The sequence below is a fragment of the Blautia sp. HCP3S3_H10_2 genome (genome assembly GCF_052122375.1).
Taxonomy (GTDB): Bacteria; Bacillota; Clostridia; order Lachnospirales; family Lachnospiraceae; genus Blautia_A.
In genome coordinates, this window is the sequence record NZ_JBQKCL010000010.1 from 1 (window position 1) to 25,396 (window position 25,396).

Consider the following 25,396-nt stretch of genomic DNA (forward strand, 5'->3'; position numbering starts at 1 on the left):
CCTCTCTGTATAATAAGATTTTTACTAACCTGCCAGTCAGTAGTCTTATTGTACTCTGAGGTATTTTCAATTTTCAACATCCACGCTTTTTATTATACAGGAAGCTCCTTTATTAAGGAGCAATTGCGTAATAGAATCATATTTAAGATACTCTTTAGTACCCCCCCCGATTTCTGAGAGGATTATTTCGCCATTTTTTATTTTGCTCATAATAATATTCCTAACCTTTTCTAAATCTTTAGGAGTATCTACCGAAATAGATTCCGAATCAACATAGTTGAAGTGAAGATCAATTCCATTTGCCAAGAAACGCAAATGATCTATATCTTCTACTTTTTCAAGATCATTCATTGGGGTATTTACAAAGAAATCTAACGCTTTCTTATATTCCCCATAATTAATCATTCCAACAAAAATTTTTCCTTCTCTATTTTGAGGAATATATTCTCCAATCTGCTTAAAGGAAGTATATTGAGTTCTATCAATATTAAATTCTTTTTTTTGACTAATGTATCCACATTCAATAATATCTATATTCGCTTCCAATAAACCTTTAATGATTTTGTGAATGTTGTTTTTTCCAAATATCCAATCATTACAGTAGCCACCATCTCTTAGTGTACAATCCAAAAGTCTGATTTTACTCATTGTCTTTCACATCTTTCTGAAGCAAATAGTTATAAATAGCATCTGCAATTATAAAATCTTCTGGTTCATCAATATCAACAGCTTCGATTTCATTAACCTCTACAATAAAAGGATTTTCCCCAATTCTTCTGTGTAATTCAGATATCACTATTTGTTTATAAATATAAAAACCGCTTGTTTCTTCATACAACGGTTTCAAATCTTGTGTCCTTGGAATATTAGTAAGATCATAATTAAATGGCACTCCATCTTTCCATAAAAAATCCTGTAGTTTTTTAGCAGCAAATGAAGAATCATATTTTCCGCTCAATACCGCTTCAAGCCCTTTGTGAATTGATTTTTCTGAAATAAAAGGAGCTGTAGTATGTGTCATTACATAAATGTCTGCCGGTACCTCTTTTGCAAAGCATTCCAAAACATCTGTCATGCTGGTAGTATCCTGATCCAATAACGCACTTCTTTTCAAATATATTACTCCTTCTGGAATGAATTTCTGAATATCAGGATTGCTGCAATATACATATACCTCATCAATTTCTTTCACCTTCAACAATGTTGAAAGAATATAATAGCAAAGAGGTTTACCATTTGTAAAAGATTTTGTATTCTTTCCTGGCAATCGTCTATTCTTTAGTTTCATCGGTACAACAGCTATTGTTTTCATATTCCCCTCCACGCTCTACTTAATCTTTTTCATTTTTTGTCCATCAATAATTACAGAGAAAAGCCATCCTGCTATAACTGCCAATATTATAAAAAATACTATAGCAATCCAATGTAAATTATTATCTATCAAATTCTGAACAATAGGCGCTTTTGTACGCAAATTATTAAACATTACCAAATGCCATAAGTATATTCCATACTCATATTTTGAAACCCATAATAAACTTTTAACAATCCCATTTTCATAAGATAAAGGCAGATAAGAAAAAGAAATAAAAATAACCAAAAGTAAACATGCAGTAACACTGTGCCATACATATCCAATCGGATGAGCTACATGGATTCCATTTTTTAATCCTATTATTCCCCAGATTTCTAGTAATACCAAAGCAGCTGCACACACTAAACTATAGCACCATTTTTTCTCAATGTGTTTTTTGGATAAAACATATGCAGAAAACATTCCCAGTACAAAATTATCCAGAGCTGTTATCAACTGCCGCCCTCCATATAGCACATACTGTTCACCTACCATCGGAAGTACATATTTAAAGGCAATTATTTTGCATAAAACAGTTAAAATAATTGCTCCTGCAACAAATACCATCTTCCATTTTTTTATTCCTCTATATAAAAATATGGAAATGATATAAAACTGCATAATAACTCCCATTGTCCACAATACCCCATTAATTGCCCCAAAATAAGACGGGAACAAATTATGTATAAAGAAAATATGTGAAACAATATCTAAAATATGTATTCCTGAAAGATACTGGGCCCCATCTGTAAAAAGGAGAATAACAAAGAAAGCCACATAATACTGTGGCAATATTCTTTGAAAGCGTCTTTTCATAAAATTACAAAAATTAAAACATCCTGCATCTTCTGTTTTTGATATAGCATAATAAATCCCAAATCCACTAAGCATAAAAAAACCGGTTACCCCAATTTCTCCGCCTAAACTAATAAATGTTCCCAGCACTTTACTTCCAATAGGAGCTGCATCACAAATTACCCATGCATGATATAAAACAATAAGCAACATCATAATGCCTCTGATAACATCTATATTGCGATTACGTTCAGTCACACCTTATCCTCCGATTATTCACCAACATCATCCAACATCCATTTTTTTCCAAACATCAGATCATATTGTATAAATCTATATGTTTCAAGATTTTCCGCAGCATCAGTTGAAATAAATTCTTTTTGAATCACGGGATATTTTTCTCTCAATGAATATATATAATCCCAATAACTGTTATGTTCTACTTCGGCATCAATCAACATCTGTGGCCCCAACTGATTAGGAGTCATATACTGTGGAAATTCAATATCCTTGTAATTACTGTATCCAACTAAGACAGTACCATATTTATTTACTGGATTCTCAATATAATTCAATTTTTCATACATCGGTAATGGAGGCAAATGATCTCCGAATACATAAAGAATTGTAGGTTTTTCGCATTCGTCTACATATTCAATCAGCTTACGAAGCATTTCATCTGATTCCTGATATGCCGCAGCGGTCTGTTCTAAAATATGTTTATCATCATCTGTTAAGTCATTTCCCTCAACTGTAATATCCGTCTTGGCATAATGATCTTCACTAGTATAATGTCCTGCAATACTAACTCCAAACAAGAAAGTTGGAGAAGTCTGGGAATCCATAATATCAATTACCTTATCTGCAAAAGGAATATCTCTACAATAACCAGCAACTGTATAATCCGAATCTGACAAATCGAAATCAGCAATCGTATACATCTTATCAAAATCCATTTTAGAATATGCTTTTTCACGAGAATAAAAATCCCCTGTATTAGGATGGCACGCTATCGTTGCATATCCATCTTTTTTTAATTCACTTGCAACCGAATTGACTGTCTTTCCTGAATAATATGTTGTATACGGCATTGTTCCATCTTTATAAAAATACAGACTGTGTCCAGTTAATGCTTCGTATTCCACAGCAGCAGTGTAGCCACCAAACCTCGGTGAAATTAATGTACTCTTCATATATTTATGTATTGTCGGTTCAATTTCCTGATTAAACGTCAAAGAATCAATATTCTCGATATCGAACAATGATTCAGCCATTATACATATAATATTAGGGAATGTATCTGTACTTTCTCCTGTTTTATATTCTTCAAACTCTTTTTTTAGCTCTAATGCATGAGCTTCCGTATAATCCTCCGGTTTTGTAACTGCATTATCCCCCATATGTGCAACGTTAAACATATTATATAAATACATCCCACTAGTCTCTTCACCGATATAAGCAGTTACATACCATTTATAGCCCACATTATATGCTTCCATATATTTATCATCCAGAAAATCTTTAGTGCAAAAAACACAGACTATACATGTTACAATTCCTGCAACAACATTTATATGAGGAATTAAATATTTTGCAACTTGTTTTCTAAACTTAATAAGCAGTATTACAAATCCTACACATAAGACAACAATCCCAATCAATAAACGTTTATCTACAATACTACCTGATATTCTTATCATATCTCCGATCTGCCAAAAATCCATTGGCGTCAAATATGTATCATGGTAAGAAATCTTTATATAATTTCCGATTAACAATACAAGAGACAAAATTGCAAAAAGCACGTTAGCAATTCCATTTCCCAGAAAAAAATACAAGACGGAAATAAAAATAAACATCCAAGTTATATTCATCAATGCAATTTGCGTATCGCAATTATACACAGCTGTCATCACATCATAATTGCTATTTATTAATATATTCTTCATAATATAGAAAAGAATATAGACAATCATAACGCGCACATATAATCCAGAAATTTGAACAATATCAATATTCCCTTTTGAATCTTTGTCAGTACTTTCTGTTTTTTCATTAAATATGCCAATCAAAAGTCCTGTCACTAGAAACAATAAAACAAGATATCCAAAGAAAAGAATGCCATCATCTAACGCTATGCGTGAAATCAAAAAACTGTACCCACTCAAAACAACCAAATTAAAGTAAGCGCTTCTTTTTTGTGTTGAGTTCCAAATAAGACCCAATTTTCCAATCAGTAAAAATACTATAAAAAATCCAACTCCCGCAATAAGCCACTTTGAATTTTGCGTTATAAAATATTCAGCAACAAGAATAAGCCCAATAATACATCTTGAATATATTGGACTTTTAGGAAATAACGGCCTACTGCTTCCCACATAATATGCTACAATGCCTATAATAATCAAAGCCCCAAAACATAATAGTTTTCTTATAGCTTCCATCATAAGGGGAATAATTCTTTTTTTATATCTAATCAAGGTACTGGGAAATTCCAGTTGATTATAATCTTCCCCCTCCTTTTTTTCTACATAAATACCGCTATTTTGTACTAATACATTTGAATTTTCTGTTAGCAAGTTTACTAAATTATCCTCAGATAACTTTTTTATAGAAAAATTCCCTGTTTTTATTTCAGCTGAAACAATTTCACTTTTCTTTCCAGCTTCACGTACAGGCACAAAACGTAATTTTCTTATCTCCCTATATTTTTTCAATGGAAATGTAACCTTATCTCCATCTATTGTTACATACGATGATAGATTTTCCGAATAGCCATTTCCATAATCAAAATATAATGTCGCTACATCTCCTGATAATTCATCTGTATCATAATTAAATGTTATCGTGTATGTGGTGGTCGCAATTGCTACTACCGTCAGCAACAATAAAAGCCCAATCAGGAATATATTCTTCCAGTTTTTTTTATTTATTCTCATTTCTTTTTTCTCATTTCTGTGATATCCATAATCTAATATCCCCTTAGCTTTTTATTTCTTTTTTCCAAATATCTTCCATCTATTTTTTTTAGCCTCAATTTCGGATTCGATAGAACTCTTGCATCCCTTAACCTCAGATTCAACAGATTTCATTTTTTCTCCCAGATATTCCATCATTTCATGAACATTACCAGCATCTTCCGTAATTCGTTTAATTTCTGAATCTCTAAATATAATGCCATCTATTAAAGACTTGCTGTATGCTTGTTCCTTCGAAAGAAGACTATCAAGTTCATTAATTCTATCATCCCTAAACTTAATTCCCTCCAAAAGTGACTTACTGTACTCCTGCTCTTTTTTTAAAAGTTCGTTTGTTTTCACCAGTTCTTCATATTCTTCTTGGCATTTAGATACAAGAGAATTTATATATGACTCTTTTTCCTTAATTAAATTTTTAGTGCGTTCTTCCTTTATTTGATTTGTAACCTCTGCTCCAAATCCTTCTTCTATATTAAAATCAACATATTCTTTTACATCTATTTCTTTTGCTTCCATTTTTCCCTCTCGAATAGCTATAATCACTTTCAGTCTCGCATCCGAATCCAGTTTCAAAATCCTCTTACTTATATTTAATGTTGATAAATAGTAATTTAAATGATATAAGAAAATCCTTTTCTCGCTTTTTTCTTTTAATCTAAATCTTATATATTCCACATTGTTAAGCAACTCAAAGGGAATCAACAAATTAAATACCACAAAATTCATAATATGATCATCTGGCATGCGTTCTGTTAATCCCTCATCTAAATTGTTTGCTATACATCCGTACTGAGACCATTTCTCTTCATATACTATTCTTCCAAACAACATAGCCTCGAACGCAACATTTGAACATGCACATGCAATTCTTTTACAATTAAGAATAAAATCAATCAGTTTTCCTGAACTTTCCTGACCTTTTCTCAAATTTGCATGCAAGGGATCCCCGGGATGATATCGAACCCCAATTTCGTCTTCTGAAAATATCCTTTGTACCTTTGAATATAATTCAACAGCAGAAATACGATTTCTCGCTGTTACAGCTGTCGCATTACTGTAGCCAAACGCAAGCCCAACTTCATACTTTGGATTTGGATACATGTCTGTTGCGTAATGTAAGTATTCTTTTTCTAAAAGAAGTGCCAATAATTCTCTTTTTGAAAATATCGGAAGTGAGTCATCCCATTCTTCATTAAATTTCTCCAAACGCTGTTGAAAGTCACTGTCTCCGTAAATTCCTTTTCTATCAAAATATGAAGTATTTCTATAAAAATCATATCTCATAGGTCCCCATTCGTAATGGAACACCGGGATTTTCACCTCATCTGCTACATTGTCAATGAACTTATAGGACTGAAATACAATGAAAGCTTCTATTTTCTCTGTATACTGTGCCTCTATTATTTTAATTGCATTTCTTAAAAACGCTTCCATTTCCGGCCATGATTTTATGAGACAAGTCATATATGCATCTGTCTGTGATGCAAATCCACGAATATATTCCCTTTCAATTTTCTCAGGAAATTTCACCTGCGTTATTTTATTTAAATCTTCTACTTCTGGCTTATCATATTCAAATTTGGCACATACTGCATCTTCTTCAAAAAATTCGAACCCCTTAGGATGCCTGCCAAAGCATTCGAAATAACGCTCCTGCGAAATAACTGGCCACGCAAAACGTTTTGCAAAAGATACTCCTTTATAAAAACTCCATAAACATGGCAAATTATTTACTGGATCCAATGAAAAAACAACAGGTATTATCATACGCTCACTCCAAATTCCATTTATGTTCTAAATAGGCTACACCACTTCCCGGCTCATTTACCGATATATCGAAAGATACTGCATTATCATAATAATCAATGGTATTTCCTACCTGATCTTCGATCGTAGCATCGACTATAAATACACCTTTCATTAACGGAATTTTAGGAAAGACAAGTGTAACTTTTCCATTCTGGTTCAATTCTTTATATTCTAGGCCTTCTGCCCTAGTATTAATACCATAGCATCTAACTCCGTCGTTTCGTAGGATACACAATCCAAAATACGCTTTTGGAATTTTTTTATTCACCTTATATTCAATCTCAAATTGAATCGTATCACCTTTTAAGAAAAAATGTTCCTCTTTTTCATCTTCATTCAAACATTTTACTGAAGTAATACGAGCCTCCCCAGTTCCTCTTCGCTTAATATCATCCACACTTGCATTTTCTTTCCTCTCTTCTGCTGGATTGATATTACTCTTTTCTTTCTTCTCTTTTTCCTCTATTTTTTTTCTTTCTTCGTTCATAAATTCCAAATATGCCTTATGAACTTTTCTTGCATTTCCCTCCATTCGGATTTCTCCGTCCTGAAGCCAGATAGATCTTGTACAAATTCTTTCAATTTGCTCTGGAGAATGAGACACTAAAACAATAGTAGTTCCCTTAGCCTTAATTTCCATAAGCTTATTAAAGCATTTTGTCTGAAAATTCACATCACCAACTGCCAAAATCTCATCAATTAACAATATATCAGCATTAACATTAATTGCTACAGAAAAAGCCAGTCTCATATACATTCCAGACGAATATGTTCTAACCGGGTTATCAATAAATTCTTCCAATTCTGAAAATTCAATGATTTCATCCAATCTTTTATCAATTTCTTTTTTCGTTAAACCAAATATGGAAGCATTTATGTAAATATTTTCTCTACCACTCATATCTGGGTGAAAACCAGCTCCAAGTTCCAATAAACTAGAAACTCTTCCTGCCAGTTCCACACTTCCACCATCGGGATATAGTATTCCAGCTAACAATTTTAATGTTGTACTTTTTCCACATCCATTATGTCCAATTAAACCTACTGCTTCACCTTTTTTAATATCAAAAGAAATCCCTTTTAACACCCAGCGTTCTTCATAATAATTACGATTTTTAAACATAATCTTTTCTTGAAGCGAGCGGCCCTTATCATAATAAACCTTAAATTTCTTTTTTAAATCACATACTTCTATTGCATTTTCCGGTTTCATTCTATAACTCCTCTGCAAAATGTCTCTGCAAACGTTCAAAAGAGACAAGTCCAATTACTAATAACAGGATCCCCATAAATACTGCAATCATCAAAGTACCCATTTCAGGCACTTTACTGCTATATAAAATATCTCTATATGCAACTATAATTGATGTCATCGGATTTATGTAACAGATTCCTCTATATGCCTCTGGAACATTTTCGATCGGATACAAAATTGGTGTTAAATACATCCAAGCCATTGAAATAATGCTTAAAATATATTCCAAATCCCGAAGGTAAACAGTCAGTGCAGAAACCACAAAAGTGATTCCTAGACATAATATAAACTGTACCAGCATAATAATGGGTAAACATGCAAGGGCTTTAAAATTAAATTTAATTCCACTAAAAATGAGTACAATAAAAATAACAACAAAGCTCAGCAACATATTCACAAACTGGCTTATAGTGAAAGATATCGGCAATATCTGTCTGGGAAAATAAATCTTTTTTACCATTTCCTGCTGGGCAAAGATAACTGTTGTTCCTGTTGACAGACAAGTCGAGAAAAACAGCCATGGAACCAACGCCACAAACAAGAATAAATAGAAACGATCTACCCCACTTGGCATAATAACCGAAAACACAAATGTATACACAGCCAACTGTAACAATGGATTGATCATTGTCCACAAAAATCCCATAACAGAACCTTTATAACGTCCCTTTAAATCTCTTTTTACCAAACTTATTATCATTTCACGATAGTTCCAAAGTTCTTTAATTAACTTCATTATTATTGTTATATCCTCCGTTAATTAATTGCGTTTCCATATCTTATAAACCACTTTCATGATTTGCTGCTTAAATGGCATACGCATATGAATTATTTTAATCATAAGCTGATATGTTAAAGTGGTTTTCAAAATACGCAGTTCCTCAGCATCTCTCATATACTGCTGTTTTTGTTCATCCCCGATTACATTATCACCTGTTGATTTTGTCTGTAGATCATTTCTATAATAGTATGTATTATATATTTTTTGTTTGTCATATTCCCAACTCATATGACGATTCGGTCTCTTTTCCTGACATTCTTTATATAAAATACTGTAGTCTTTATTCATCTGTGTAAGAGTTTTCAGATTAATATTACAAACACGCTTCTTTATTTCTTCCAGTCCCTGCATATCGTTTAATATATTGTTTGTAACTTTAACAAAATCCTCTACAATATTATCAACACTTACAGTCCATCCTGCATTCAGCTTTTTTTGTCTTTCCCCTAAAGCCCCAATATCAGAAACAATTACTGGGATTCCATTGAGAATAGCTTCAGACATTGTATAAGAATATGTCTCAGGCCAGATTGATAAAATACCAATAACATCTATTTCATGCATTTTAAGTAATGCAGGCAGGTCTTTTTGATTATAAGTTCCAAGCGAAACATAATTATCCTGCTTCAGATTTTCCAGTTTTTCATCTCCAATTGTTCCAAAAGTGTACCACTGAACATCCTTAGAACCTTTTTTCACAATGTCATAGACAACACCGCTACCTTTAGATACGTCAAGACCACCAATAAATGCAACTCTGAGTTTTTTCTTTTTCAGTTTTCGATTCCCCTTTATCTGCACAGGCTCTGTCTGCCCCGTGAACAGTTGACTTTCTGATGCTATAACAATTTGCGCTTTCAGAGTCTCCTTTTCACACAATTTGCCAGGTACACATGCAATAAACCGGGAAACAATCCCCCTTGTATAGTCTATAAGGGAAAGAGTCAACGGAATATAATATTTTTCTTCTGAAGTATCTATCTCTAATAAAAGTCTTTCATTCTCTGGGTCCATTTGATATGCATTTATCCAACCATCAACTATCATCTGTCCAGATGATATCTTAGTTGATTCAATGCCAAAGATAAACTCTTCTCTTACAAGTTTTTCCTCATTATATGAAATAGCTTCCCCCAATTGTCTATTAACACCATGTTCTATTACTACATACTTATCTGAAAACTGAGGATATACCTGCGCATAAATTTGCTTTGCGCTTTCTGATGGAAAAACGATCTTTTCGCAGATTTCAAAAATTTTAGTACTTTTTTTCTGCCATAAGCTAAGATAGTCAATTGTATCTATTGTCCCTATTGTTTTTCTCAAACAAGTAATACATTCCTGATCTACTTTACATTTGGAACAAAACTTGCCTTCACTATTCAGCAATTTTGTGGTTGGACATATATAATAAAAATCGTGAGCAGTTAAAACAACTGGAATATTTTTTTCCTTAGCTAATGAAAAAATATCTAAAGACGTATCAATTACATGATGAACATGTATTAACTGAATATCAAACGCTTCAATGATATCATTCAGAACTTTTCGTATTTTGCGGTCTTTCTCTGGAATAAACGGGACAGCCTCTCCCACCCAGAAATCAAAATGGTGAATCTGTTCACCAACATACCCCGTTACTGTAATGTATTCGCCATTACGGGCAACTACATATATATTGTATTCTTCCAGCATTCCGTTTTTCAAATCTCTTACATGAAACTGAGTGCCACCTATACTATCATTCTTTCCCACACAAAAATCCGAATGTAAATAATATAATAAATTTTTCTTTCCGTTTTCTAATCCGAAATATAATCCTACATTTTTTCCGATATGTGCATTAGGATTTGTTGCACAATGAACTGCATTCCGATGCATTTGTACAGGATACCTTTTTTGCAGAATTTTATCATGTTCTCTAATATACTGTTCTTTCTCTTTCGATACGAAAGATTTAGTTCCACTATGGTATATATATGTATCATCGCACATTACATGGATATACCCCATCTGTTCTGCACGATTACAAAAATCATTCTCTTCTCCATACCCTCTCTGAAATGTTTCTGCATCAAAACCGCCAATGCATTTAATCACTTCACGTTTAACAAACATACAGAAACCTATAGCAACTGTAATCTGCGGATATTCATGGAAACTACACCGTTCAACAATCTCGGCCGCCTTGTCTATACTTATATTTTCCGGTAATACATTTTCTTCACAGAAATTTGGAACCGAACATAAGGTCGCATTATTGGAAACTGGAGTTACGGTTCCAATTTCAGATGAACTATACGCACATCTGACAATTTTGGGAAGCCAGTTAGACGTTAATACGGTATCTGAATTTAATAACACTACATCTCTTTCTTCAGATTGTGACATACCTAAATTGATATTCGCTGAAAATCCCTTATTTGTATCGTTATGAATTACCTTCAGCCATGAATAATCTAAACTATCCAAAAAAAGCTTAACGTTAGGATCCGGACTATTGTCGTTAATAATAATTACCCTGTTCAAATCCAAATCGGTATGCTTTTTTAAACTGTCCAAACAAATTTTTAAATCGTCTAATGCATTATATACCGGTATTATAATATCTACAGGTTTAATTAAATTGTTGCTATTCATACTTTCCTCCATAACATTTAATCATCATTTCACTCACATGCTTTAACATGGAAAACTCCAATTTTGCATTGCATATATTAGTATTCCATTCAGATAAAATCCCATGATCAGTTAATATTTGTTTTAGCGTCAAATATAACTGTTTATTTTCAGTTCCATATATTTTTCCAAAGGGTCTTGTGCCATGTTCCAATAAAATTTTAGCTCCCACATTTTCTGATATAACAACCGGTACCCCATAGCTCAAGGCTTCCGGAACAATAAGTCCATACGTTTCTTTCCACATACTCGGAACAACCACCAGATCATTTTGTTCATAAATTTTCTCTAATTCATCTCGCTTATAAGGCGGATGTTCTTCCAGATACTCTGGTTTATCACCTGGTTCCGGAAAATAAATATTTAAACAGAAATCATATCCTTCTTTATATAGTAAATTTAAAACCTCTAATAAATTGTAAAAACCTTTATGCACACTATTATTAGCAAAAAAACCGATACGAATTTTTTTACCATATTTTCTTAATCTTCTATGATCACCACAATAGCGATTACAAATTGGCACTACTGCATGAGGAACATCACCAATTCTCTTTATATACTCCTCCAGCGCTACATCACTATTAAAATGAAAAAAATCAATCATTTTCCAAATATCACAATAGTATTTTCTAAGCTTCTCATATTCCAAATTATATGAACTATCAATACTTTTTTCTGCTTCTGTTTTATCTTTATTTAAAACATTTGCTTTCATTTTCATCAATTTTTGTAAAATTTTTAATGCATAGTTTTGACTCATAAAAATCCTCAAAAAAATTGACTGATCAAATATTAAATGCCAAGTGCCAAAACTATTACGACAGCAAGATGCACATTTGGTCCAATCCTTATTCTCGCAAATGTGCCCATCTCTTAACAAATCCGTCCTAGGACAAATACCAAAATAATCATGGGACGTATATACAATCCGTACATGCAACTCCTTTGCTGCCTTAAAAAAACTTTTATGGATTCCCATCAAACTATGGACATGAATAACATCTGGTTTTATCTTTTCAAGAAATTTTTTATATTCATCAAATCCAGCATCACTACTATACCACTTAATATCTTTTATTCCACACGCCATAGGAACCGGCAATGGATTTTCAATACAATACCAATCTAAATTTCTAAACTTTTTTTTCCGAAACCAAATGTGATGTCTATTTCTTCCCCAAATTGCCCCTGGCGTTAAAAGTTCTACAGTATGCCCCTGCTCTGTCTGAACTTCTGCCAGATCAAGGGCATAATCAACCAGTCCGCCAACACGTACTGGCGGAAGTCCATGTATATAGTGTAATATCTTCCCCATATAGAATTATATACTCCTACCTTGATATATCCGATTGCCGTTTCCAAAGCGTTATTGCTTGCACAAACAACGTAATCCGTAATGAATACAACATATCAAAAATCAACTGCAATACTATCATATCTATATTTAAAAAGCAAGAATTCCAGATTTCCCAAAACTACGGTTTTAATACCGATTCAGCCAAAAACATACTCTAAGAGCCATCCGTCCTCCAATAGAAGGGCGCAACTCTTCTCTATAACAAACTCTTCGACACCAAATATTTAGACTTTTCTTCCTTGTCGCATATACTTCCAACAGTTTCCTGTCCGCTTCATTCATCTTACTACCATATATCTGATAAAAGCGTTCCAATACATCATGTGTCTCTTTCATTGACTCCCCAAAGATCTCGTTTTTCAGCCAGTTTCTTATAAGAGACGTTTTACTTGCATTGCTGGCAGTGACGGCACTTTCATGTCTTCTGTAATATGCTGTGCACACAGGGTCATAAACAATTCTGCCGAATGCTGCCGCTGTTTTCTGTACCCATCCATCGTGGGGCAGGCCGGTATGATCAAAGGGACCAAGGACAAGTTGTCTCAATTTCTCATTGATCAGAATACTAAAGCCAAAAGCTGGTGTATAAAAAAGAACATTTTCGAATTTGACAGGACCCGGATACACCATTCCTTCTTTTTTTATACTGAGGTCTTCATTGCACTGATAAAAATTGGAGAAATATAACAGTGGCAGTTCTGCCGCAATTTCAGGAGTCTCCCTGGTATTTTCGCATTCTTTTTGCAATGCCAGAACCCCTCTCTCAACCTTTTGAGAAAGCCAGACATCGTCCTGATCACAAAAGGCATAGTAGTCTGCCCCACCAGCTGATTCTAATAATTTCCAAAAGCTTTGCATGTAACCAAGATTCTCTTTTTTTTCATTAGGAACCCAGTTTGTTCTGGATGCATACTCCGGGAATTGCCTAAAGTATTGTTGTATTTTTTCAACGGTTGCATCCGTAGAGCCATCATCCCGTATGAAAAGCCGGATTTCCTGGTAAGTCTGGCTGAAAATACTCTCCAGCTGCTCTATAATATATTTTTCTCCATTATACGTAGATAATAATATATGTACCATTTTGCACCTGTTCTCTTGTCTTTTGCGTTCATTCTCTATAAGTCACTATGATTTTTTCACCAGCTGATAATAATATATCCCAATTAACCGGGTGAACCATTTGCGGAACCAGGGAAAGATTTTTGTTATGCAATTTAGTATATGGTAGCAGAAAAGTACCTTTTCTTTTCCATAGATCAGTGGCATATCCTTCCAGGGCGAATTCAATTTATATTTTTCATATACTGTTCTATACGGACTGTAGTTTCCATGAACCCAAGGACGTTCTTCCCCCATGAAATGTATCAGAACCGGTTTCTGGCGTATGTCTTCGTACTCCTTTGCACTCGCGCAATAATACTCTGGCTGATAACTTCGGATAAAATAACGCGGAAAATAATACAGGGCCGGATTATAGTTGTAAGTATGTGATAGTTTCTGAATTCTGTCTTTGCAGCAATGATTCAAAATATCCTGGTCATTATAAAGAAGCATACCATTCTGCTTTATAAAATACTCCAGGAAACTTTCCGAAAGTCTTTTTTCCCGCCAGTAATCCAGATTGATCAGCATAACGCCGCAGTTAAAATATGTGTCCTTTTCCCCGAGACCAATCTCTGCTTTCTGCTTCTTGGGCATGCATAGCTCTGGTACTGCCCCAAATGCCTTATCCTGAAGATTCACCTTTTCCAGCTCCCAGATGTTTCCATTTACAATCACATCGCAATCCAGATATAAAACCTTGTCCACATCCTCTGGCAGATAAGATGTCAGAAAAAGCCGTGCCAAAACAATAGGATGAAATCCGGAAGTATCAAATTGAAAATGAAAATGTTCTGCGTAATCTGAAATATCAATATAATGAATATTTCCACCACAGACAGTCACCAGATCAGACAGCTGTGTCTTATGCTCACTGGTCAAATCTGGCGAACAAATATATAAATTTACTTTTTCCCCGTTTTTACGATTCATCAAAATGGAATTAATGGAAATTCCAAGTAATGAAATATAGGAATCTGTTGCTATGTATACGATATTCATAGAGTTCCTCTTTCGAATGTATATTCCATTTTATTATACCGCAGAATATGTAATTATAAAAGCCTCATTTCCATAGAAAAAAGCCTTAGCGAAAGCTAAAGCCCTTGATTACTTTTACCACTCATACTTCATTCGATTTCTCACTTCTCTGATATGCCTTCTCAATCAGAGCTGCCGCCCATCCCGGCCAGAATTTCCGGAACATGTACAGATCCTCTTCTTTTCTTCCCTTCTTCTCAATCAGCTCCGAAGTGGTAGACTCCTGATGGATTCTGTGCTCCATTCCGGCTTTTGCAGTATAAGCAAATTCTCCTTTTTTTCTGGAAAGCTCCTCCCATGCCTGCCAGTCAATATTACTCTTCATATTATTTTTAAAGCAAAAATCGCCCAGATTCTCCTTTGCAAGGGTTACTGCCGGACAACAGATCGCAGATCCCATGGAAAGGATTCTCCGTCTCACAAATCTGTTTTTCCAGAATACAGACAGCTTCAAAGGACTCAGCATGAGACGTTTTACCCTCAAAAGCTGATTCGTAGTTACGGTCCTTCCATTTCGAAGTTCATTATAATCTGTAAATATAATAAGAGGATAACGGCATTTTTTTGCTGCTGCCAGAACATCCTCTGTATAGTTTTCGTAATATCTGTCATCCTGATGGGCAAGGGTTACCAGAGGCGTATTGGCACAGCGGTATGCGAAATTCCAGTCTCCTGCCAGCCCCTTTTCTCCATGATTTACCAGAACCTGGATTCCATATTTTTCACCAATGCCAAGTATATACTCATTTGGAGTCGATGTTGCGATCAGTATTTTACTGATTGTTCTCTGATTACAAAGAGACTGTATGCAGTCTTCCAGGTAGGGGCTCTCGCCATAAGCACAGACAACAAATGTATGAACCGTGTTCTCCACTTTTTTATTTATTTTATTATTGATAAATTCCTGCTTCATATTCTCTCATTTCCATTAAAGCATGTTTTAAAAGACTTTAAAGCATATAGAAAGCTACCGGCTTTCTCTCATTCCAATTTCTTCCTGAATTTCCTGTTTTTCTATTTCCCCCTGCTCCAGCAGGTTTTCCTTTTCATCCACTTTATCTATTTTTCTATTTTCAGCCTTAGAGCGGAGCGCCACTTCAGCAGACAATACACCAATCTTATCTTCCAGCTGGGAAACAATAATAGATAAAGTAAATATTTTCTCTACCAAAAGGAATATGATTACCAGAAATACCAGGTTACTCGGTGACATAATTCCGAATATCTGACACAATTTATATGATATTTCTGGAAAAATAGCCAGTATCAGTAAAATACCCGCAAAGAAAATCCAGAAAATAGCATCTTCCATTTTAACCTTATTTTTTCGTATCTTACGAAGGATCCAGGCTACCGTCAAAATAGAGGCAACAACAAGTAAGGCTTTCAGTGTATCACTCATTTCTGGTCTCCTTTCTCACGTTTGCGCACCCACTGGAAGATAAAAATAGAAAAAAACATTTTCATCATATACCAGATGGAATTCTTAAAGTCCAGATAACTGGTTCCCGCAATCCGTTCGTGCATTTCCACCTGCACTTCCTCTATTTTCACACCACAATTTAACAGGTATGCCAGAGTATCCGGTTCCGGACTGTAATTGATATCATAACCGAACCGCTTAATCATACGCTTATTAAAAAGGCGCATTCCAGAGGTTACATCTCCAATATATTTTCCACCAGTCGTTACCATAATTGCATATGTAAGCAGCTGGCTCCCGATCATCCTGGAATTAAACGGTTTCCTCTGGGTCTTAAATCTGGAACCGATCACAATATCACAGCCGGTTCTTTCCATCTCGGTGATCATATCTTCTATGTATTTGGGATCATGCTGGCCATCACCATCCAGCTGTAATACATAATCATAGCCATAGTAATTGGCATAACGCATGCCGCTTTTGATTGCACCGGAAAGACCGGTGTTTACAGGCAGATCCATAAAGTTATAGCCACGGCGGGCGCAGATCTTACGAGTATCATCAGTAGAGCCATCGTTAATCACCACATAATCATACTGTGGATAATTTTTTTCCAGGTTATCTACCACCTGCTCGATACAGCCAGCTTCATTATAGGCTGGAATTATGATCAAAATTTTCGATATTGTTTTTATTGAAGCCATGAATTCTCCGTTCTGTATTTCTCCACAATCTCCACCAGTTCCTTCGCTCTCGCCTCAAAGGAATACTTTTCCTTTATCATCGGCCACTGGGCATCTACTTTTGCTTTCACTGCGTCATAATCCGTCTCGATTCTTTTCACGCAGTCTTCAAATTCTTCTTTGTTGCTGTAATACAGCACTGCATCCGGAAAAATTTCCCGCAGTTCATCACAGCAGTCGGAAATCACCGGCAAGCCACATGCCAGGGCATCAAAAATACGGTTATTTACAAACTGGTAGTCCAGCATATCTTTCCAGTGATCGTTCAAGGTCACCTTAGCACTTCTATATAGTGCAGGAATTTCGCTGTTTTCGATAAAAACATCCTGCACCATACTCTTATCCGGTCCTAGCATGGCTTTCCAGCCTGCTCCCCAGATTTTCAGAGGAAGCTTGTCCTTGGCAGCCCACAAAACACAGGGGCGCGCCACACCCCGGGAATTTCCGATAAACAGATAATCTTTCCCACGATTCACTTCCGCTTCTTTATCAGGGTAAAATAACTCGGTATCAGTACATTGAAGAAGGGGATACACCGGAATATCCAGTTTCTGCTGCAGCTCCTTTGCATAATGAAGAGAACCTACGCAGATAATATCATAAAGTTTATATTCTTCTTCCGTAACCATCTCCGGATGGCTGATGTTCCACATAATGTAAAGGCACTTGGTATTCCGCCGGTCTGGCCGGTAAAATTCCCTGCCCCGAAGCACCAGAACCACATCTGCATTTACTTCACAGTCCCAGTCCTCATGCAGATCGATTATGGCGTATTTCCCCATGCGGTCAAGATAACGCTTCAAAGCTACGGCATAGGCATAATCGCCCCATCGTACCTTCTTCTCTCCTTCTGGTGCCGGACACTTGATCACCCAGATCGGGCGATCTTTCGCATCCTGCTGGATCTGAACTGCCCGTTTCGCCCAATCCTCACGGCGGCTGAATTCATTCGCAATGTAATCCTTCAGTTCCTGCGCCGTATTCTTCTGTAATTCTGTAAGAATTTTCACCTGCTGTTTATTCGCTTTCTCCAATTCCCGGAGCTTATTATCCATATAGGTGCGGCTTACAGGAACCAGACTGCGTATCTTTTGTTTCAATGTATGAAAAAAGCCCATGTGCTTACTCCTCATATAATAGTAACGCTTCAGAACCATGCGGCCCATCCGGCAGATATGCACGTCGATGAAATGCGTAACATTTGGAAGGCTGGCTCTGAATCGCTGCAATAATTGCTTCTATTATTATAGCGAAATCATTCATGAAACGCAACCGTCCCATTTACAAATCATAATTCAAGCTTTTTCACCATATTTGTAACTGTTCAGAGCCAAGCGGATTTTGGTACAAAAGTGTGAGTCATGCTTGCATGAACGAACACTTTTGTACCAAAATCCATTTGGCGGATACGTCACACCGACGAAATGCAAAGCATTTTGGAGGTTGGCTCTGAACAGTTACAAATATTTTTCTGTTTTTTCTCACTTTTATCACTAGGAAAAGAAAGAGGAATTTGCTATAATCAACTCATATCAGTAAAATAATTTACTTCTATGTTCCTTTCATCAGAAATGTCAGAGTTCTTTTCTCTGAACATATAACTTTCCAGGAGGATACCAATTCATGCGAAGAAAAAATAGTTTATTAATACCAGCAGCCCTGGCGCTTTCCCTTTGCAGCATTTCCGTTGTTCCAGCTCTTGCAGAAAGTACTGAGCAGACCGCCCAGGCAGATGCTGCTTCTGATAACGCAGCCGGGAATTCAGGTGCTGCCAGCGAATCCGCTGCCGAGAGTTCAGATACTGCCACCGAGTCCGCTGCTGATACCCCTTACGAAAAAGGCACCATCTCAGACACTGATTTCCAGAGTGAATGGCTGAATCTGAAATTCACTCCACCGGAAACAGTTGTCATGAACACTGAGGAAGAGCTTCAGTCTGTTATGCAGCAGGGGCAGAGTACCCTTGAGGAATCCTCTGGGGTGGAGCTTGGCGAAGACGCTTTGTCCGGTACGGTTTATGAGATGATGGCATCCTCTATCTCTGGTTTTCCCAATGTCTCCCTGGTAGTTGAGGACGCTGCTATGGAGAATATGACTGTCGATCAATATTTTCTGGCTGCACAGCAGATGCTGGACGCTACTGGAATGGGTTATTCGTATTCCGATATTACAGAGGCCCAGATTGGCGGACAGGACTTCCAGGTTATGGAAACAAGTGTGACAGTCAATGACTATGAAGTTCTTCAGAAATACTGCACTCGTAAACAGGGAGGAAAGTTTGTCTCCATTATTTTATCCTACACCACAGATACGACTACAGAAGCAGATGAAATCCTGGCGGCTTTTACCCCATTAAACACCGACACGGAGGCTGCACCTGCAGAATAAACCATGGTCTATACTCCTTTAACCATAAAAGCGATGAAAATAGCATATGAAGCACATATGGGGCAATGTGACCAGAGTGGGGTTCCTTATATCTTCCACCCGGTTCACCTTGCGGAACAGATGACGGATGAAGTCACTACCTGTATCGCCCTGCTTCATGATGTTTTGGAGGATACTTCTCTTACCATTCAGGAACTGGAGAAAGAATTTCCAGAAGAGATCACCCGGGCAGTTCTTTTACTGACCCACGATCCGGCAGAAGATTATCTGGCGTATGTCCGCCGGCTTTGCGAAAACCCACTGGCACGGAGGGTAAAGATTGCAGATATTGCGCATAATACGGATGAAACACGGCTTTCTTCTACGACTCCGGACCCGGCACAGTTGGAGCATTGGCGAGCGAAATATGCCGCTGCAAAAGAGATCATACGGGAGTATGAAGAAATATGAGTTGTAGCAAACCTGCGAAAATATGAGTTGCCACAAATAAGTAAAAACCATAATGTATCCTTGGTATTTCATTTCAATCGATATATTATGGTTTTTCTTTATATTTTTCTTTATGTCTTTTGTTTACAGTATTCATTGACATTTCGTACTTGTCATTTTGAAGTTTAGCTCTGGTTACGCTCTATTCGCGCCTACTTCACCCGCAGAATATCTCTCACCATCTCCAGATGGGGTCTGTCTGCATCTGCCTGGAACACGGCTACATGATTCAGGTCCGCCCCGCCGTCTGTGTATGCCGGGAAAAGAAATCCACACTCTGGAGCCCCGGGTTCATATTCTTCTGCAAGAGGACAGATCACACAGATCAGATATTCGAAAACCGCTTCTGATTCCCACAACCTTTCTTTATCTGCTGCCTTGGCAGGGATGTCATAACGGTCGTGAAAAACATAAACAGCGTATGGACGCCGGCTTTTATAATGCTCCATTACAAGGTCGTAGAAACTGTCCATTAACGCATCGTTCTTTAATCCACATTCCCGGATTGCCATAAGAAGCTGCCAGATGGTTCCCGGTCTTCTGTCTTCGTCAGCAAATTCATATCGCTTCAGATTTACATTGGTCTTTGCAAAGGGCACTGCCTTGGCAAGCTCAATGTTTTTCTTTTTTTCCCCATTTGAAAGCTTCAGAAAGTTCACGTTAAAGCTGCCATCAAAATCTCCATCTTTATCCACGTAGCACCCGGCGATCCGGGTAAAGGAATTCCGGGAAACATTCATTCTTCTGGTCAGTGCCAGCATATCTTCTCGATTTATTTTGTTTGTCATAAAGCCTTACGGATCCTCTCCAATGCCTCTGTCAAAGTCGCCCGTGGACATGCCACATTGATTCTCTGGAAGCCTTCCCCGGCTTTTCCGAAAATCTTACCGCTGTCCAGCCAGAGACCAGCTTTATTAATGATCAGATCTTCCAATTCTTCTACATCAAGCCCGGTTCCACGAAAATCCAGCCATACCAGATAAGTACCTTCCAGATCTGTCATCGTCACTCCCGGAAGATTTTTCTCCACATATTCTTTGGTATACTCAATATTCGCCTCTACATAGGCATGCATTGCCTGATACCATTCTTCTCCCTTGGAATAGGCAGCCTCTGTTGCCACCAGGCCAAGGACACCAAGCTGACTGATTCCAGCCGCATCCAGCTGCTTCTGGAATTTCTCACGAAGCTGCGGATTGGGAATAAAAATATTGGAGATCATCATGCTGGCAAGATTAAAGGTCTTGCTTGGAGAGGTACAGGTAATGGAATTATCCTGAAACTCCTTTTTAATTCCGGCAAAGACCTGATGTTTTCCCTTGAAAACAAAATCCTGGTGAATCTCATCGCTTACCACGGTCACGCCATGCTTCACACAGATGTCGCCCAGCTTCTCCAGTTCTTCTTTGCTCCACACTCTTCCCACAGGATTATGAGGATTGCACAGGAAAAACAGCTTCACATTTTCCTCTGTGATCTTCTTCTCAAAATCCTGGAAGTCAATATGGTACCGGTTGTCCTCACCCTGGTAAAGATTGCTGCTCACTACTTTCCTGCCATTGTCCTGGATTACCTCTGAAAAAGGATAATAGACCGGAAGCTGGATCAGCACACTGTCGCCTGGCTGTGTATAGGCTTTTACCGCCATAGCTAATGCAAAAACAACTCCTGGTGTTTTGATCAGCCAGTCCTCCTGGATATCCCAGTCGTGGTGATTTTTCATCCAGTTTGCCACAATATCGAAATAAGGGGTCTGCACTTCACTGTATCCGAAGATTCCCTCTTTGGCACGTTCGACCAGAGCATCTTCAATATAGGATGAGGTCTCAAAATCCATGTCTGCAACCCAGAGCGGCAGTACATCTGCCGGTTTTCCCCTTTTTACCGCAAAATCATATTTCAGGCACCGGGTGTTTCTTCTATTTATTACTTTGTCAAAATCAAGATTTCTTTCTGCCATGTAATTCTTCCTCTGTTTCTGCAAATACTTTTTCAAATTCATCCAGAAGATCCTGCGCATCCTCAATTCCTACAGAAAGGCGTAGAGTCGCTTCTGTGATTCCATTGCGCTCCCGGATTTCCTTCGGCACATCTGCATGTGTCTGTGTCGTCGGATAAGTAATCAAAGTTTCCACACCGCCAAGACTTTCTGCAAACTTGATCATTCTTACTTTTTCCAGAATGGAAAGGGCAAATTCCTTGCTCTCCAGCTGGAAAGTAAGCATGGAGCCGAAGCCTCTGGCCTGTTTTTTCATAATTTCATGACCTGGATGTTCCGGAAGTCCCGGATAGATCACCCTGGTCACTGCTTTCTGCTTTTTCAGCCATTCCGCAATCTGGAACGCATTCTTCTGAGCCCGCTCCATGCGGATACCAAGGGTTTTGATTCCACGCAGGATCAGCCAGCTGTCAAAAGGAGCCAGGCCGGAACCGGTGGTCTTGATAAGGAAACGAAGTTTCCCACTAATATCTTCCCGGTTCGTTACCAGGAACCCAGCCAGGGTGTCGTTATGTCCACCCAGGAATTTCGTTCCGCTGTGAACTACAATATCCGCTCCCAGATCCAGTGGATTCTGGAAATAAGGAGATAAAAATGTATTATCTACAATAAGAAGGAGGTTATGCCGCTTTGCAATTTCTGCAAGTGCTGCTATATCAGTAACATTCATCATGGGATTGGTAGGAGTCTCAATATAAATTGCTTTTGTGTTTTCATTTACATAGCTTTCCACATCCTCTTTCCAGCAGTCAATGCGGGAAAACTGAAGCCCGTTTTTCGTGGAAACGTTGTCAAAAAGGCGGATGCTTCCACCGTACAGGTCTGCATCAACGATCAGGTGGTCTCCTGGTTTAAACAACTCCATTGCCAGGGTAATCGCTGCCATTCCTGTGGAAAATGCCAGCGCATCAATTCCGTTTTCCAGGGTAGCTACGATTTTTTCCAGATGCTCCCTTGTGGGATTCTGCAGTCTGCTGTAGTCAAACCCTGTGCTCTGTCCGACAGCCGGATGCTCATATGTCGCAGTCTGATAAATAGGAAAACTGATAGATCCGTAATTGTTACAACAGCCTTCCTCTTCTTCTAAATGTAAACACTTTGTATTGATTCCTCTTGCCATGATTTTTCCTCCAGATATGTCTCACATATTCAGCTGCGGGATGCACACTCTGGTCTCCGTCTAAGCGTACCCTGCAGTTTTTTCGTCTGGGTATATCATAACAAGACATGTTAATTTTGTATAATTCATTTTACCTAGAGTTCGTTATAGGATTTTGCTATATCTGATTGGATATGTTAGATTTGAGTTATTGCAATTTAATGTGCTGAGTGTCGATTCCCGGACGCGGTCTGGCAAGGGGAAATTTCAAAAACTATCGTTGCCAACAAATTATAGGGAAACCAACACACGAAGCCCCCTCCAGATAAAAGTTCCTATATACCAGTTTTAGCCAGTACACAGCGTTCGGGCAATGGAGATTGCTCTAGCGAGCCATTTCAGGCGCGTTCTTAGCGTAGATGAAATCCAGCGCTTACGAAGACTTATGCGTGAGGGCTCTCCCGAACGCATTAGTCGTAGTTAGCGATCAGTTCATTGTAGCGTTGCGCCAGCGAGTGAGCAATCTCCATTGTCCGAATGCGTCCCTACTGAAGGACTTTTAACACACAAAATAGCAATTCTAGAACACCATCTGCACCAGAATCATATACAGAACCGTTCCCCCGCCAATACTCAGCAACGTATTCTTTTTCCACTTATGTAAAAGCACAATAAACAGAATCGCAATCGCCTCCGGAAGTCCGTAAGTCCCACTTCCAGGCACATCCTTCAGGCAATATACGATCAGAAGCCCGATCACTGCATAAGGCAGCACTTTTCCCAGATGACAGATAAACTCCAGCGGTTCTTTTCCCTCTGGAAATATAAGAAAAGGCAGAAAACGGGTTACCATTGTTCCCAGAACCACACAGGCAATGATAATAATACTTTGTGCTGTTGTCATTGTCATGATTTTTCCGCCTCCTTTTTCATTTCCATTCTGCGCTGGATTTCAAAGCATACAATGATGGAAACCATTGCCGGAATGATGAAATAACTGCTTCCAAAAAGGAGCAGGCAAAGAGTGGAACAGCCAAGTCCTACCAGGGCAGGCCTGTGGTCCTTCGCCTCTTCCCACTGGTTCAGAAACATTACCACGAAAAGTGCAGTCATAACAAATTCAATTCCTGTGGTATCAAAATGAATCACGTAGCCCAGAAGCGCTCCGGCTGTTGCCCCGCCAACCCAGTAGATCTGATTCAGCAGGGTTACGAAAAACATAAACCATCCCTTGTCAACGTCTTCCGGAGGATCTACTGTACAGTTTACAGAGAATGTCTCGTCGCACATTCCATAGATCAGATACAGTTTCTTAATTCCTGTATTTTTGTATTTCTCCAGCATGGAAATCCCATAGAACAAATGCCTGGCATTTACCATCAGTGCCAGCAAAAAGGCATACAGCGGATTAAATGCAGATAATAGCAGGTTCGCCGTAACAAATTCCATGGAGCCCGCAAAGATAAACATACTCATAAACAATGGGTATAAAAAAGAAAAGCCCTTGCTTCTCATCATGAAGCCGTAGGACATTCCAAGAAATAAAAATCCAACACAGATTGGAAGTGTGTAGGGTAATGCTGCTTTAAATGCTTTTTTCTTCATGTCGGTATTTCCCTCTCACAGCAAAGAGCTGAAGGTTTTCCCCTCAGCTCTCTGAAGCTAATTCTTTAATTGCATCTGTCAGGATGATGTACTGCTCTTTCACCTGCTGGTAAAGCTCGTCGCTCCCTGCAGTCTCTCTTCCTCTGAGCACCTCGGTCAGCTCTGCGCTTACCTTATACAGTCCGGTAAATCCAAGATTCAGGCAGACACCTTTCAGTGTATGTGCTGCACGGAATGCTTTCTCTCCATCCTGTGCTGCAAGCCCGTCTGTCAGATCCTGAAAACTCGGATCGTTCAGGAATTTCACTGCAAATCTCTTCACAAGAGCTTCGCTTCCCAGTCTTTTCAGAACTCCATCATAGTCTGAACCGACTTTCTCATAGCATTCTTTAACTGTCATTCCAGCCTCCTTAATCCTTTGTTCCGCATCACTTTTTCATGCACTTATTTTATGCACTTTATTATAGTAAATCAAAAGGGATTTGTCCACACATTTA

Annotated in this window: 23 protein-coding genes; 2 read left to right on the top strand and 21 right to left on the bottom strand. The window is 37.8% G+C overall.

Translation table 11 applies throughout. The annotated features are described in order from the left end of the window. Positions 1–66: 66 nt before the first annotated feature. From ACTQWB_RS11865 to ACTQWB_RS11935, 15 genes are all read right to left on the bottom strand, one after another. On the bottom strand, positions 67–648 hold the full coding sequence (locus tag ACTQWB_RS11865) for a hypothetical protein (RefSeq protein ID WP_441502889.1): 582 nt from the start codon (positions 646–648) through the stop codon (positions 67–69). After that, on the bottom strand, positions 641–1,312 hold the full coding sequence (locus ACTQWB_RS11870) for an acylneuraminate cytidylyltransferase family protein (protein WP_441502888.1): 672 nt from the start codon (positions 1,310–1,312) through the stop codon (positions 641–643). The genes ACTQWB_RS11865 and ACTQWB_RS11870 overlap by 8 nt, the downstream gene beginning before the upstream one ends. A 15-nt stretch (positions 1,313–1,327) precedes the next feature. Further along, positions 1,328–2,407: an acyltransferase family protein gene (locus tag ACTQWB_RS11875; RefSeq protein WP_441502887.1), complete on the bottom strand. Its 1,080-nt coding sequence runs from the start codon at positions 2,405–2,407 to the stop codon at positions 1,328–1,330. Between the two features lie 14 nt (positions 2,408–2,421). Further along, complete coding sequence (locus ACTQWB_RS11880; RefSeq protein WP_441514610.1) at positions 2,422–5,088, bottom strand: LTA synthase family protein; 2,667 nt, start codon at positions 5,086–5,088, stop codon at positions 2,422–2,424. 51 nt (positions 5,089–5,139) lie between these two features. Further along, the gene (locus ACTQWB_RS11885) at positions 5,140–6,894 is read right to left on the bottom strand and encodes a GT99 family glycosyltransferase N-terminal domain-containing protein (RefSeq protein WP_441501867.1); all 1,755 of its coding nucleotides are present in this window, start codon (positions 6,892–6,894) and stop codon (positions 5,140–5,142) included. Between the two features lie 4 nt (positions 6,895–6,898). Then, positions 6,899–8,149, bottom strand: a complete 1,251-nt coding sequence (locus tag ACTQWB_RS11890) for an ABC transporter ATP-binding protein (protein WP_441501868.1) — start codon at positions 8,147–8,149, stop codon at positions 6,899–6,901. 1 nt (position 8,150) lies between these two features. Beyond that, on the bottom strand, positions 8,151–8,927 hold the full coding sequence (locus ACTQWB_RS11895) for an ABC transporter permease (RefSeq protein ID WP_441501869.1): 777 nt from the start codon (positions 8,925–8,927) through the stop codon (positions 8,151–8,153). A 24-nt stretch (positions 8,928–8,951) separates the two neighbouring features. After that, a complete protein-coding gene (locus tag ACTQWB_RS11900) occupies positions 8,952–11,612 on the bottom strand; it encodes a glycosyltransferase (RefSeq protein WP_441501870.1) in 2,661 nt (886 codons plus the stop codon). Beyond that, a complete protein-coding gene (locus tag ACTQWB_RS11905) occupies positions 11,605–12,969 on the bottom strand; it encodes a glycosyltransferase (RefSeq protein WP_441501871.1) in 1,365 nt (454 codons plus the stop codon). Before ACTQWB_RS11905 ends, ACTQWB_RS11900 begins: the two co-directional genes overlap by 8 nt. A gap of 168 nt (positions 12,970–13,137) precedes the next feature. Beyond that, complete coding sequence (locus ACTQWB_RS11910) at positions 13,138–14,091, bottom strand: glycosyltransferase family 2 protein (protein WP_441501872.1); 954 nt, start codon at positions 14,089–14,091, stop codon at positions 13,138–13,140. Positions 14,092–14,136: 45 nt separating this feature from the next. Next, the gene (locus tag ACTQWB_RS11915; RefSeq protein WP_441501873.1) at positions 14,137–15,114 is read right to left on the bottom strand and encodes a glycosyltransferase family 8 protein; all 978 of its coding nucleotides are present in this window, start codon (positions 15,112–15,114) and stop codon (positions 14,137–14,139) included. Positions 15,115–15,235: 121 nt separating this feature from the next. Continuing rightward, the gene (locus ACTQWB_RS11920; RefSeq protein ID WP_441501874.1) at positions 15,236–16,066 is read right to left on the bottom strand and encodes a glycosyltransferase family A protein; all 831 of its coding nucleotides are present in this window, start codon (positions 16,064–16,066) and stop codon (positions 15,236–15,238) included. A gap of 54 nt (positions 16,067–16,120) precedes the next feature. Continuing rightward, positions 16,121–16,555, bottom strand: a complete 435-nt coding sequence (locus ACTQWB_RS11925; protein ID WP_441501875.1) for a DUF2304 domain-containing protein — start codon at positions 16,553–16,555, stop codon at positions 16,121–16,123. Then, a complete protein-coding gene (locus ACTQWB_RS11930; RefSeq protein WP_441501876.1) occupies positions 16,552–17,280 on the bottom strand; it encodes a glycosyltransferase family 2 protein in 729 nt (242 codons plus the stop codon). Before ACTQWB_RS11930 ends, ACTQWB_RS11925 begins: the two co-directional genes overlap by 4 nt. Then, the gene (locus ACTQWB_RS11935; RefSeq protein WP_441501877.1) at positions 17,268–18,437 is read right to left on the bottom strand and encodes a glycosyltransferase family protein; all 1,170 of its coding nucleotides are present in this window, start codon (positions 18,435–18,437) and stop codon (positions 17,268–17,270) included. Before ACTQWB_RS11935 ends, ACTQWB_RS11930 begins: the two co-directional genes overlap by 13 nt. 505 nt (positions 18,438–18,942) lie before the next feature. On the opposite strand from ACTQWB_RS11935, the gene ACTQWB_RS11940 reads away from it, so the two are divergent. After that, entirely contained in the window at positions 18,943–19,707 is a 765-nt protein-coding gene (locus ACTQWB_RS11940; RefSeq protein WP_441501878.1) for a hypothetical protein, read from the top strand. Between the two features lie 3 nt (positions 19,708–19,710). Further along, positions 19,711–20,157, top strand: coding sequence for an HD domain-containing protein (locus ACTQWB_RS11945; protein WP_441501879.1), 447 nt, complete (start codon positions 19,711–19,713; stop codon positions 20,155–20,157). A gap of 191 nt (positions 20,158–20,348) precedes the next feature. Here the strand turns inward: ACTQWB_RS11945 and ACTQWB_RS11950 are convergent, their stop codons facing one another. The 6 genes from ACTQWB_RS11950 to ACTQWB_RS11975 form a co-directional block, all read right to left on the bottom strand. Further along, positions 20,349–20,957: a DUF4317 family protein gene (locus ACTQWB_RS11950; protein ID WP_441501961.1), complete on the bottom strand. Its 609-nt coding sequence runs from the start codon at positions 20,955–20,957 to the stop codon at positions 20,349–20,351. A 23-nt stretch (positions 20,958–20,980) separates the two neighbouring features. Further along, the gene (locus ACTQWB_RS11955) at positions 20,981–22,156 is read right to left on the bottom strand and encodes a MalY/PatB family protein (RefSeq protein WP_441501880.1); all 1,176 of its coding nucleotides are present in this window, start codon (positions 22,154–22,156) and stop codon (positions 20,981–20,983) included. Continuing rightward, positions 22,137–23,315 (bottom strand): trans-sulfuration enzyme family protein, encoded by a 1,179-nt coding sequence (locus ACTQWB_RS11960; RefSeq protein WP_441501881.1) that lies wholly within the window; start codon positions 23,313–23,315, stop codon positions 22,137–22,139. The genes ACTQWB_RS11955 and ACTQWB_RS11960 overlap by 20 nt, the downstream gene beginning before the upstream one ends. 559 nt (positions 23,316–23,874) lie before the next feature. Beyond that, on the bottom strand, positions 23,875–24,198 hold the full coding sequence (locus ACTQWB_RS11965) for a branched-chain amino acid transporter permease (protein ID WP_441501962.1): 324 nt from the start codon (positions 24,196–24,198) through the stop codon (positions 23,875–23,877). 2 nt (positions 24,199–24,200) lie between these two features. After that, complete coding sequence (locus ACTQWB_RS11970; protein ID WP_441501882.1) at positions 24,201–24,899, bottom strand: AzlC family ABC transporter permease; 699 nt, start codon at positions 24,897–24,899, stop codon at positions 24,201–24,203. A 43-nt stretch (positions 24,900–24,942) separates the two neighbouring features. Continuing rightward, positions 24,943–25,299, bottom strand: a complete 357-nt coding sequence (locus ACTQWB_RS11975) for an Hpt domain-containing protein (protein WP_441501883.1) — start codon at positions 25,297–25,299, stop codon at positions 24,943–24,945. Positions 25,300–25,396 lie beyond the last annotated feature (97 nt).